Here is a 12,384-nt window from a genome sequence, read left to right as displayed (position 1 = left end):
ATCGCACTTTCTTTTTGTGTTTATCCTTGAATAACACAGCAAAAGTAGAGATAATCCTTCCCGCGCCAACCAAGGCCCTCAATGGTAGTCTTATTGGTCCTCTCGCAACACTAGCAGGCGAACCTGGTCAGGCCCGGAAGGGAGCAGCCACAGTTTGTGACGTGTGTGCCGAGATGTGGCTGGTAAGACTGCCACCCAAATTCCTCATTTGGTGTTGTTTGAAGTATAAGTTTTATTTATAGTAGTCAAAAGTATACTAATCTGTACTAATTCTTATCTTTTTAAAGTTAAAAACTAAATCTCAGCTCATTAGATCAATATCACTTCTTGTACTAATCTACTAAAACTCCTCAGCACAAATTGGTTTAGTTACCGTGTTAGTCAAAGTTCTTGCGCAAGTTAAAACAGATAATTCAGGTTTATTGATTGAAGTACCTGTATTGCTTAGCGAATATGGTGTATTTGATCCCTTACTTGATTACGTTATAAGTCAGTCGCACATTAAAAGTTTGCCATGGATGAATCGCATTACGTTTGCTTGCCAACTGTTGCTCGAGTACATGGAAGCCAACACAGGATTATTTTCAGACGCCAGCAAGTTATTTCAATCATTTGTAATGCGTTTGTCACTGGGTACCATTAGCCCAGAAGGGAATGACCCATCGGGTTTATACTGGCTACCTCGCTCTACAGCAAACGTAAATCAACTTTTATCTGCGCTAAATGGCTTAACAGATTCGCTCGCCAATAACAGAAATACAACCAGCTTAAACCCATTTGAACAAGCCAGCTCTCATCAAGAACGCCTTAACTATGCTGCATGGTACAAACGCAATCAGTACAACTTTTTAGGCCATATCAAAAGCAACCCTTTACCCAGTGTGCTTAATACCGTGCGCAAGGTACGTGGTAAAAAGGATGTGCTTAAGGTTGACGGTGATGCTATTTCATTTCCAGAAAAGCTCTTTAAGCCCTTTTTTGTTCAAGGTTTAGGCAAAGCCAGAGATAAGCGCGTTGCACTGCGTGATCAGCTTATTGTGCTGCTGATGCATGGCACCGGTGTACGAGAAAGTGATGCTTTGCACCTTTGGGTGGATGACGTGTTTTACGACCCAGAAAACCCAAGTGGTGTGATAGTACGCTTGTATCACCCCGAAGATGGCAGAGCACCAAATAATTGGACTGGCCGCAAACGACAAAAAACACGCGCAGCGTATTTGGCCGAGAATTTTAACTTAATTCCTCGTAACCGCATGACGGGTACCGCCCGAATCGGCTGGAAAACCAAAGTGGTTGATGATGACGAAAATTACATTCAACTGCATTGGTTTCCTGCTTTTTACGGTGAGCTGTTTGCCAAGTTGTGGCAGCAATACTTACTGTATTTATTGCCGTTACCGAGAATGCACCCCTATGCATTTGTGTCGTTTTCACAAACACACGAAGGCCAATCACTCACCCTAAACGCGTTTAACCAAAGTTATAAAGCGGCCATGGCTCGAATAAACCTAGTGGTGTCAAAACCAGAAGGGCGAACCCCACATGCTCATCGTCATGCTTATGGCAGACGTATGTCGAGCGCGGGTATTGATCCACGACTGATCAAAAAGGCGCTCCACCATGCTTCGTTGTTATCACAAGCCGTTTATACCCAGCCCAGTATTAGAGATGTTACTTTGGCATGTGAAAGAGCATCAAAAAATCTTGATGGCCAACACTATGCTGAGTTTAAAGAAGACGTCAGCGTGAGCTGGCAAAACGTGATGGAATCGGGCTTTGAAGATATTGATCCTGATGGACTATTTAGCGGTCAGTACCCTAAATTAAGGAGATATAAACCATGAAAACACAGGATTATGAGTTCAATTGGTTTATCAAGAAAAACGGCTCAGGCTGGGAAACATGGCGGGAGTTGGCCTCATCTTGGCTTGAACAAAAGCAATACGGCATTGACCATTCACGCGCCGCCATCGCACGCTTTTTAGATGAATACTTGGTACCGCGATTTATTATCGACCCCATTGAGCTATTTACACTGGCAGATCAAGACTACAACAAGTTTCTTATACCGCTTGAGCTGAATGAAGGCTACCGTGTTAGGCAAAACAACGATGTATGCCGCTTTATTGATTGGATAATTGATACCTACTACTCAGAACCAGATGACAATGGCGATCCTGTGCCGCTACTTCAAAACCCCTTTGATAAAGAGCAAAATCCAGTAAGACGGCAGGAAACGGTCTATAACGCCTTACCCTACGCCTATATTAAACAGCTGCGCAGCATATTATGCCCCGCGCCTCGGGGTCACTTTAAACAATGGCAGTGGGCCATCGACTACAGTGAGATTTTCTTCACCAATGCTCGCTTTTTAAAAGACTGGATTTTGGTTGATGAGTCGGTGATAGACAAAGCAGACCCCGATTGTGTTTGGCAGAAACACACGCTAGATAAACAGCGGCAAATAAGAATAGATGGTGCACTTAGAATCCTAGAAGAGGGTGACAGCATTTACTTAATTTGGTCACCTGTTCGTGCCATGGCTTTGTATCTTAAATTGCAGCTACCTTTACGAACCTTTCAAGTACGAATGCTGGACTCGGGTGAGGCTGATACATGGCGTTACAGCAATGGCGAGTGGCAAATGAATGAGCAACATCATTTTGCTGAAGGCAGCGATAAGCGCCCATGGCAAAAAGGGGTATTCCACCGCATTATTACGCCAGATATTGGTGATGTGATGACGGGTATGTACATAAACACCAATAAAACCGCTGATAGAAACAAAGATGAAATAACTCGGGGATACATGATCCCGTGGCAACACGAAGAGGTGTTGTATTGGTTAGAAAAGCTAAGAAACTGGCAAGAAAAGTACAACCCAATCAACAAGCCTACGTCAATTTATGACTTGGATTACAAGCACTTTGGTAGCACTAAAACCAAAATTCAGCGCAGTGAAATTGGTGATATTTGCTTTTTGTTTCGCAATGCTGCTGCGTATCGTAAGCGCGAACGTTGTATGCCAATTACTGACGGTTATGTTAACGCACTTTGGGTGGCTTTGCTTGCTCAACTCGAGCACGATGTAGCGAAAAAAGAGCATACTTTAAGAGATGGTGCCAAAGTGCATTTTGTTGACCCTAAAAATGCCAGAAGGCCGCTATTTCCTTTGCATGCATTACGCGTTTCTTTGATCACTTGCTACGCCATTGAGGGGGAAATACCCACACCGATATTGTCAAAGCTGTTGGTTGGCCACAGTCGTTTGATCATGACTTTGCACTACACCAAGCTCACGCCTGTGATGATGGCCAAGAAAATGCGCGAGGCCGAAGGCAAAATAATCGACAAAGAAGACGATAGTCTACAGTCATTCCTAGCCAATAAATCCATTGAAGAAATCGGCTTGCAAGCCGCGTTTAAAGACATTGAATCGCTACAAACTGCATTGAGAGTGCGCAACCCAGCTGGATGGCAAGAAAAGTCGATAGGCATTTGTTTAGCAGGAGGCAACACCTCGCCCTTGGTTGAACATGCCTCTATTGCTGGGTGCTGGAATGGCGGCGATAAACTAAAAAAAGCGAATCGAAACCAAGCCGATCTTCACGCGCCAGTACCCCATGGCATTGAAAACTGTATTCGCTGCCGCTGGTTTATTACCAGCATCCGCTATATTCAATCGCTTACGGCTCATTTTAATAACCTAAGTTATCACGCCACAGAAGCGGCCAAAATTGCTGCGGAGCTTGAGGGCGAGCAAGCGAGTTTGTTGGATGAAGAATACTTTTGCGAAGTAAACAGCACTCCATTTAGCAAGCGCGACCAGCTAAACAGTATAGACAGGCGTATTGAGCGACACAAAACCGAAGCCGATGAATACTGCAAAGACTTAGTAGCGTGTTTTCAGGTGATCCGTAAGGTACTAAGTATCGAGCAAAATCGGGAAGAACACGACCGCAAAGACAAAGTGATTGCGCTTGGCTCGGCAGAAGACATATCACCATTCTTTAGCTTTTTAGACACGAAATCTGAGTTTAGGCAGCTGATCCAAATCTGCGATGACGCAGAAGTATTTGCAGACTTAAAAGATGACTTAAAGAAAACCACGGCCATTAATCACAGATCAAACATACTAAACACTATGCTGATGCGCATGGGCTACCAACCAATCTTGATGCAGCTTGACGACGAAGCACAGCTTAAGCTTGGCAATGTGATGGTCAATGCCATGCTAAATGCCACGAAAGAACCAGATAAAAGTAAAGCCATGACAATGCTTTCAACTTACCTTGATACTGAAGCTTACTTAAAAGACGCAGGCCTGCTCGAGCAAGGTGTACAAGCGATTGAAAGTAATACAGGCATTAGCATCAGAACATTGGCAAACATGGCAACAGCCACTTTAGGAGTAAAGAAAAATGGCTAATCCAGTCGACCCAACCCTAGTGCTGCAAGAGCTATGCGCAAGCGCCACCACAAGAACTGCCAATGCTTTAACGGTATTGAATGCTGTGCTTGAGCAACAAAGTAAAATAACGCCTCTCGACTTTTCCATGGCAACGATCGGGCGGTTGTCAAAAGAGCAAGGCGGCCCATCAACACAAACCATCCGTAATCGCACAGGAAAGCATTTTCAGCAATTAATTGAGGCTTGGGCAGCTTATGCAGGCACAACGTGTAAAAAGCCGCTCTCAGTACGCCAAAAACAGTTATTGAACAGCAATGACCAACATATTTTGGATGCCATCGACGACCCAGTGATTAGAGCCGTAGTAGGGTCATTAATTGCTGAACGTAACAAATACCGTGACCAGCTCAATACATTAAAAGCCAACTCTGACTTGTTTATAGACAGAACTAAAGGCGATAAAACCAACACCACACTTGAAAACAAACAACTGGTACCGCTGGAAGTTGAAGCCATTAAAGCGGCAATTTCTGATGAACTTTTCAATAAACAAGGCTGGGAAGTTATGCCTACTGGCCAAGTCAAAGATGCTGATGGAAATGAAATCTATAAGCGTGGGTATGTTCACGGGGTGAGGAAGCTGTTGCGATGAAGTTTTAAATCAACTTGAAAGTTTAGTATTCTGGCAAGCAAGAGAAATTACTTTTAATAAGTGACTATTTTAGAGTCGAAGATGGTAAGTATGAACCAATATTATAAACACCAAATACAAGAGTTTTACCGGTCTTTTCTAGAGCGTTCATTTGATCAAAAAGACATTGCGAATTTCTATGTGATGTCTAGAGACTATGCGAGGAAAAACAGTGTGATTCGTGAAATAGGTGACTTTTTAGCTCATCCAGATAAAAAAGATCGTGGTATTGTTTTAAGGAGTATCACTGATGTGATGCCACTTTTTGAGGCTGAAGTAGAGGATTATAGGGCAGGAATTGAGAGAAGCTTTGAAGAGAGGCCAAGGTTCAAAAGTCTGGAAAGCGATATCATTATTGAGGATATTAAACTTATTTTCGACCAAGCTAATATCAGGTCGGGCTCTATAGATAAAAATGATGGTAACTTCCGAGATTTTCTTTTTTGTACAATATTTTTATTAAGCACTTTCGCAATACAATATAAAGATCAGAGGCTTAATCTAGAAGCTATATACTCCCATAGCCTCACATTACAAGTTAGCTGCGAAAGTGTGAAGTTTGACAGAAACTTTGTACTGTTGCCTATCTTATTTCTCCCTAATGTATGGATAAACTGCCCTTCGACTATTGTACCTAAGCACCACTTAAAAAGGCATATAGCCAGGAGGTTTAAGCAGGGCTTTTTAGCGGCTGTGCCTTATGAATTAGATAAACTTCATAGAGAGAAGCTCATTAGTAGCTCAAGTTTTACTAAAGGAGAAATCTGGCCATTACCAGATTACTAGTGGTTCAACTAACGGCCTTGATAGTTTTTGTTTGAGCAAATATCTCCGCTCCATATTCAATGATCACTTCTTGCTCTTTGTCTGAAGCATCAAAATAGATAATTTTGTCTCTTGAAACAACACCTTTAACAACTATACCTTGAATCTTATCTTTATATACTTCGTGGGCAAACTTTTTAGCTATTTGTCGATCTATGGTCCAAGACTGTGCAAAGTTTTTACTTGCAAACTCATTTGGTGATAAACCACGATATATCGTTACTTCTTCTTCAAGCATTTCAATATCTGACGTAGTCGGTACGTCTTCGCGTTTAATTCTGACGGGGGGGGCCCCCCACTCAGCTTGCTTGCTTTTGAACAGTTCAAATACGCCTCCGGAATAAAACCTTTTTAAATTGTTAAAAAGCTCAAAAGCCCAATTACACAGTTCTGATTCTATGGAGTTAGATGCGTACTTTTGCTGCCAAAAATCTCTAAAAGCGAATTTTGGCTCTGTTTTTGACTCGCAATCAAAGCTATCTAAAACGTCTGCGAAAACTCTGTAATCATCACCAAACTTTTTATGTAAGCTTTTAAAGTATTCATCAGAGTCAATTCTCATTTTTTCAAGAAGGTTTTTTGATTTGTCGCTAATCATATCGTTTGCCTTAACCAATTATAATAAGGTGATCGCAAGATGGGCATGGCGTTTCATCAACAGAGTAAGGAACATCTGTACTTGAGCGTTGCCAAATATTCGTACAGTAGCCACATCTAAACCATCTCTTTTCGTATTGTTTTGGTGCGGGATTTAGATCAATAATATCCCTAAAAGCACGTGTTGGTTTTCTTTTATAACGAGGATTTTGCTGAAAACCGTAAACTGAGTCATATAACGGCTCGCTCTCTTCTGCCAATAGCTCCTGTTCCTCCCACTTACGTTGTTCTTGTTCCTTTTTAGCGAGTTGTACTCTTTGATTTTTACTACGATAAAACTCTGTAAACCTTTGTGTTTGCTGAGGGTGGTAATGCCAATGCTTGATGCTTAGCTTCACAAGTAATTCAGATTCAACTTGCTCTCTGTAACCATTTACTTTGCCTTCAACATACTTTCTAAAATCCTCCACGTCGACAACTACAATGGCGGACTTTTGATTGTATGTAGAGCTAAATTGGTAAGAAGAGCTCTCTAGCGTTAAAACAAGGGTGATGTCGAAGTCATTAGTGTGTAGGATCGCAATTTCGTTTTGCGCGCTTTCAATAGCTGGGTTTAATGTTATTTGAGATTGATATTCGTATACCTTCTCTTCAGTGAGCAACACACCTTCATCGGATTTATCACTGTTTGGAAAACCAACATATCGAGGAAGGTGAATGCTAGAATTGGTAGCAAGTATATTACGGCACAACCAAAAAATAGCGCGTTTATAACTTATCTCACATGGCTTATCTTCGGAGTTTACTTTCGGTGCATGTTTGAAGTGATCGCGTCTTATGTTCGTTTTATACTTGTGCGCGGAAAGAGGCATATCGCAGCTGATGCAAAAACAATTGCATTCTAAACCGCTTTCTACTTCATCGACAAATGCGAGCGAGCCATTTTTATCTTTAGCAAATGGTATCAATATTTCCACTGTTATTCCTTTTTCACAAGCAGATAGCAAAGCTAAGTATGTTATACCTAGTTAATTCATTTGTTAATATCTTGATTGATAACTTTATAAACTGTGTTTCTTGAAACGTTTACTGTGCTTGCTATTTGGCTGACCGGTGTAGCTTTTGCGCGTAGCGATAAAATGCTTTGTTTGGTGTTGTCTGATATTGGTTTTCTGCCTTTGTATTTACCCGCTTTTTTAGCGGCTTCGATGCCTTCGAGTTGGCGCTCTTTTCTAATATTGAGTTCAAACTCTGCGAACACGGCGAGCATATCTAGAAAAGCTTTTCCTGAAGCAGAGTCGGTTGAGATGGGTTGCTCTAGCGCTTGTAGCTGAATCTCATTGGATTTTAGGTGGTACACTAAGGTTTGTAAGTCGAGTACGGAACGAGCGATACGGTCGACTCGAGTCACGATTAAGGTATCACCGGCACGAAGGTAGTCAAGTAGGGCTTGAAACCCATCACGTTTGGTATTCGATGCTGATGCCATGTCGGTAAACACCCTGTCACAACCAGTTTCCTCAAGTTTGGCTACTTGTAGATCTAAAGACTGATCTGTGGTCGAAACTCGCGCATATCCAATCTTACTCATGGCAATTGTTCATTTAGCATCTAGACTAAATAAACATAGTGCGTACTAACGCTTTAAACCACCCTAAATGAACACTTTTAGCCTGTTTTGGTGATGTTCAATTAGGGTATACGCTATTTGAACTTGTGCTTTACCGTCGTTTTAGGAAATGCCACCATAATGGACTTGCAAAACCCCGACCTGATTTTAGTTTAACGCCTATCGGAGCATTCATGCTCCTACTTTGCGGTTGAAAGCATTGCGGGTAGTGATGTGGTGTTGACGGATATTGAAAGCGGTGGGCGGTTTAATTTTGCAAAGCCAAAACTTGAACAACTGGTTTCAAACGGTCAGCTTAGAACCATTGCGCGGCGTGAGCTACCAACCAAGCTAACCTTTAAACCACTCAGTACCGTTAAAAAGCCTAAAGCAGAAACTGCGGAAGATGTTGCATCAAAAAAAGAAATGCAGCGACGTTATAGGTATGTGCAAGGCGCAATTGAACAAAGCGTTCCAGCCTATACCGAGAAATGGTTAACCCCGTATATTGCGCAAAAGGCGGCGGAGATAAACGACAGTGGCCCACCGTCATGGCGCACGCTAGCCTATTGGAACAAAGCCTTTGTGGAAAGCGGCTGGGATAAACACGCACTGATGCCCAAACATAAGGCCAAAGGCAACCGAACCAAGCAACTGCCTCAAGAAGTCCATGATCTCATTGATGAAGTGATAAACGAATACCTGCGCACGCATACCGTGATGAGGTACCAGAAGGTGTATGACCAGTTTCTTGAACAGCTTGATACGCTTAATGCAGAAAGACGTGAGGCTGATTTAGTTGAGCTAAAGCCATGCAGCTATAGGTGGATAGTGAATAGGTTGCAGAATATGGAAAATAAAGTAAAGTCTTAATTTATTTAGATATGTGTTTTTAAATAGCTCTTAAAAGAGTGTACTTAGGCTGATGGGGGAGGTAGGCCAAGGTTCGATTCCTTGGGCGTTTGTTGGCTCCGTAGCCCTTATTTTTGTGCTTATTCGATATGCAAGTATCCAAATGGTCCTATCAACCACGGCAGGCAAATTTAAGGAGGTGTCTATGGCAAAAACATTAAAAGCTCGTGCTCGTATTCTTTTTAGTTCAATGTTCGAAACAACTTGGGCTACTGGGGTCGGCTACGCTGCTGGTCACCTATCGACCTAAGTGCATTTAGCATTTATAAAACTGTGGATGCAAAAACTGTAGGCTTACGCTCCTTCGTCATTTATCGTAGTCTACAATTCCTCGCCGTTTATTCCGGCATTAACAATTACTTGAGTTCGGAGATATATGAGCATTTCAATGTTGGAAATAAGTAAAACGGCAATGTATGAAGGAGAGTTTAAGGATCGTCGAATAGAATTTTCAGAATCGTGTAAATGGCTATCCGAAGAGCTGGGTTTTCCGTATAAAAGTACTCGAATGGGAGACTATGAACGTTTGCTAAAAACTTTTGTTAACCCTGGAGCTAAAGTACCAACGGAACAGGACTTAATTGATGATTTTTATCATTTTATGCAAGCTGCGACCGAGGCATGTCAGATTATCCGTTTATGGAACACTTTTAAAGATGGTAAGCACGATGGTTTAAAAGATCGTATCAAGCATGTTATGTCAGGTAAGAGCTTGCGGGCCGAAGCAATCAAGAAGAATGCAAAGGGGGAAAATGATGACCCTGCACGAGACTTCGCGTTTGAACTGAATATTGCCTCTAGGTTTCTCAAGGGGGGATATGAAGTTGATTTAACAGATGACTGTGATGTTGTTGTCAATATAGGTAAGGATAAGTTGTACGTAGAGTGTAAACGTATCAAGTCCATAAAGAAATTAGCCTCTCGTATTAAAAAAGCATCAAGTCAGATTGATACACGCATTGGTGCGAATCGAAAAAACAAGTATGGTTTGATAGCATTGGACGTGACTGATGTACTTTTGCCTGAAGGTACAGTAGCCGCAACTAGTAATGTGCATTTATATGATATGGAAATACAAAGAGCAATTACGGATTTCGCTAAAGAGCAGGAATATGTATCCACCAAAAATGCAGGTCGCAATGTAGCTGGCATTTTATTTGAATATAACTCTAGTGCATTTTTTCCTCATGAAGAGAAGGAGCCTTCGTTAGGCTTTGGGCGTTCTGCTTGTATGTATAGGCATGCCAGCCAAAATAAAAAGTCATTGGCTTTAGTCTCTGGCTTTACTGGAAAAATTGCTAACCAAAATCTGTAGAGTTGTAATTTAAAGGGCGCAAAATAGCTGGTTAGTACAAGCCTGAAAGGTAAACTAACACTGAATACTGAACGCCCTCACTACTAATATTTTACTACCGTATATTATTGTTTTACATTACTATTATGAATTTAGTACACTTTCCACTATAAATTTATAAGTTACTTCAAACAACATTGGGTGACATAAAATTCCCTTTTAAATTATCTAAAAATCACCAATACTATGTTTTCACAATGCGCTTTTTGGTGAATTCTCATCAAAATTGTAATGGCATCATTTTTTAATCAAATAGACGTGCTTTTTCATCATACTTTTGGCGTGAAGCGAACATTGATAAAGTTTAAAATATTTTACTTAAGGGGCTCACTACGCAATTTGCTCCTTGCTGTAAAACATGCGTATATATTTGTGTTGTTTTGACATCAGAATGGCCAAGCTGAGCTTGAACTGTTCTGATATCGGCGCCACTTTGCAATAGATGCGTTGCAAATGAATGACGCAAGGTATGCGGTGTTATTATTTCTGTTAATCCCGATTTTTGAACTGCTTTCTTTACTTCTTTTCTTATGCACGAGTGATGAAAATGATGTCGTCTTATTTCACCACTTTGAGGATCTGTACTTAATATATGAGAGGGAAATAAATACTGCCACGCAAGTGATTTTGCGGCGCAAGGATATTTTTTTGTTAAAGCATATGGCATCCATACGCCAGCATAATCGGTATTCTTTAAATCAAGCTTTAAATAGTCATCAACGTTTAAAATTTGAGTTCTCAGCATAGGAATTAGCTCGGTGGCCAACGTAACAATACGGTGTTTATTGCCTTTGCCATTCCATACTTGAATACATTTATAATCAAAATCAATATCTTTCACTCTTAATTGCACAGCTTCCATTACTCTTAAACCACTTCCATACATAAGGGCAGCAATTAAATAATAGCGTTTATTTAAATGAGCCATTAATATTTTGACTTCTTCTGGGGTCATCACGACAGGCAGTTTTGCTTGTTTTTTACTGCGAGCAAAATTTAAGTTTAACGACAGCTCATTTTTTATTATGTGCTTATATAAAAATGACAATGAATTGAGAGCCGTTGCTTGCGTACGCGGTGCAACGTTTTGCTTTAATACTAAGTGTTCTAGATAGCGTTCGACTTCATTGTCTCCCATTGAGGCCGGGTGGCGCTTATCATGAAAATGGACATAAGATGCAATCCATCTCAGGTAGGTGTCCACGGTACGTAATGAATACTGACGTACCAACATATAATCAGCGATATAATTTAAAAATGGGGAGCGCATTTTCTTTTTTCTGAATATCTTTAGCAACAATAAAAAATTATAGTTGGCAATACATTACGTTATTTGTTAAAAATAGATTTATTAATACATGAGCGTGGCGTCGGCAGAAAGATGCGCGATGAGCGCACTATAAAATTGTTATATTTCATGGAGGATTTAGATGGATTTCCCAGAGTTAGAAACATCTCGTTTAATGCTTACCAAGCTATCATTGGATGATAGCCCTGCATTATTAAATATTTTTTCAGATAAAAATGTTATCAAATTTTATGATATAGACGTTTATGATTCTGAAGATCAATCGTTAAAATTAATTGAATTCTTCAATTCTCGTTTCACTGAGGCCGTTGGTATTCGGTGGGCTATTCGTATAAAAGACACTGGTAAGTTAATTGGCACCTGCGGCTTTAATTCATGGAACCAAAAGATGAAGAATGCTGGTATTGGTTACGAGCTATCTTCTAAGTATTGGGGGTTCGGCTATGCCACAGAAGCTTTATACAAAATCATTGATTCAGCCTTTTTAAATCAATTACCATTTGGTGAGCTTCATAGAATCCAAGGTGATACTATGCTTGGCAATGGTGCCTCAGAGTCTGTGCTGAAAAAGCTTGGCTTCAAAGAAGAAGGTATCCGTCGTGCAAGTGGTTACTGGAAAAATGAATTCCACGATTTGAAATGTTATGGTTTATTAAAGCCTGAGTTCAATGAAATA

The 12,384-nt window shown here is 40.8% G+C and carries 11 protein-coding genes and 1 other RNA gene; 8 read left to right on the top strand and 4 right to left on the bottom strand.

Features of this window, described 5'->3' with window-relative positions:
- Positions 1-91: 91 nt before the first annotated feature.
- The 5 genes from ffs (at position 92) to J7338_RS15035 (ending at position 5,888) form a co-directional block, all read left to right on the top strand.
- An RNA gene (ffs, locus tag J7338_RS15055) (signal recognition particle sRNA small type) lies at positions 92-188 on the top strand.
- A 186-nt stretch (positions 189-374) separates the two neighbouring features.
- Positions 375-1,844, top strand: coding sequence for a gamma-mobile-trio recombinase GmtY (gene gmtY, locus J7338_RS15050; protein ID WP_182758330.1), 1,470 nt, complete (start codon positions 375-377; stop codon positions 1,842-1,844).
- Positions 1,841-4,429: a gamma-mobile-trio integrase GmtZ gene (gene gmtZ, locus J7338_RS15045; protein ID WP_210797816.1), complete on the top strand. Its 2,589-nt coding sequence runs from the start codon at positions 1,841-1,843 to the stop codon at positions 4,427-4,429. Before gmtY ends, gmtZ begins: the two co-directional genes overlap by 4 nt.
- Positions 4,422-5,063 carry a gamma-mobile-trio protein GmtX gene (gmtX, locus tag J7338_RS15040; protein WP_064667570.1) on the top strand — a complete coding sequence of 214 codons (642 nt, stop codon included), beginning with the start codon at positions 4,422-4,424 and terminating at the stop codon, positions 5,061-5,063. The genes gmtZ and gmtX overlap by 8 nt, the downstream gene beginning before the upstream one ends.
- A gap of 90 nt (positions 5,064-5,153) precedes the next feature.
- The gene (locus tag J7338_RS15035; protein ID WP_182758327.1) at positions 5,154-5,888 is read left to right on the top strand and encodes a hypothetical protein; all 735 of its coding nucleotides are present in this window, start codon (positions 5,154-5,156) and stop codon (positions 5,886-5,888) included.
- Between the two features lie 4 nt (positions 5,889-5,892).
- Here the strand turns inward: J7338_RS15035 and J7338_RS15030 are convergent, their stop codons facing one another.
- From J7338_RS15030 to J7338_RS15020, 3 genes are read right to left on the bottom strand one after another with little or no spacing between them, the layout of a single operon-like run.
- Positions 5,893-6,525, bottom strand: coding sequence for a hypothetical protein (locus J7338_RS15030; RefSeq protein ID WP_210797815.1), 633 nt, complete (start codon positions 6,523-6,525; stop codon positions 5,893-5,895).
- Between the two features lie 10 nt (positions 6,526-6,535).
- The gene (locus J7338_RS15025; RefSeq protein ID WP_182758325.1) at positions 6,536-7,501 is read right to left on the bottom strand and encodes a hypothetical protein; all 966 of its coding nucleotides are present in this window, start codon (positions 7,499-7,501) and stop codon (positions 6,536-6,538) included.
- Positions 7,502-7,557: 56 nt separating this feature from the next.
- Positions 7,558-8,115 (bottom strand): recombinase family protein, encoded by a 558-nt coding sequence (locus J7338_RS15020; protein WP_064667566.1) that lies wholly within the window; start codon positions 8,113-8,115, stop codon positions 7,558-7,560.
- Between the two features lie 252 nt (positions 8,116-8,367).
- Here J7338_RS15020 and J7338_RS15015 point away from each other — a divergent pair, with 252 nt between their 5' ends.
- Positions 8,368-9,006 carry a hypothetical protein gene (locus tag J7338_RS15015; RefSeq protein ID WP_210797814.1) on the top strand — a complete coding sequence of 213 codons (639 nt, stop codon included), beginning with the start codon at positions 8,368-8,370 and terminating at the stop codon, positions 9,004-9,006.
- Between the two features lie 415 nt (positions 9,007-9,421).
- Entirely contained in the window at positions 9,422-10,360 is a 939-nt protein-coding gene (locus J7338_RS15010; RefSeq protein WP_210797813.1) for a hypothetical protein, read from the top strand.
- 343 nt (positions 10,361-10,703) lie between these two features.
- Here the strand turns inward: J7338_RS15010 and J7338_RS15005 are convergent, their stop codons facing one another.
- Positions 10,704-11,669 (bottom strand): integron integrase, encoded by a 966-nt coding sequence (locus J7338_RS15005; RefSeq protein WP_210797868.1) that lies wholly within the window; start codon positions 11,667-11,669, stop codon positions 10,704-10,706.
- Between the two features lie 160 nt (positions 11,670-11,829).
- On the opposite strand from J7338_RS15005, the gene J7338_RS15000 reads away from it, so the two are divergent.
- On the top strand, positions 11,830-12,384 hold a 555-nt coding region (locus tag J7338_RS15000; protein WP_210797812.1), incomplete at its 3' end, for a GNAT family N-acetyltransferase.

This window comes from Pseudoalteromonas ostreae, from assembly GCF_018069805.1.
GTDB classification, from domain to species: Bacteria; Pseudomonadota; Gammaproteobacteria; order Enterobacterales; family Alteromonadaceae; genus Pseudoalteromonas; species Pseudoalteromonas ostreae.
Note: the sequence above shows the minus strand (reverse complement) of the source record. Positions and strands in the feature narration are given on the sequence as shown.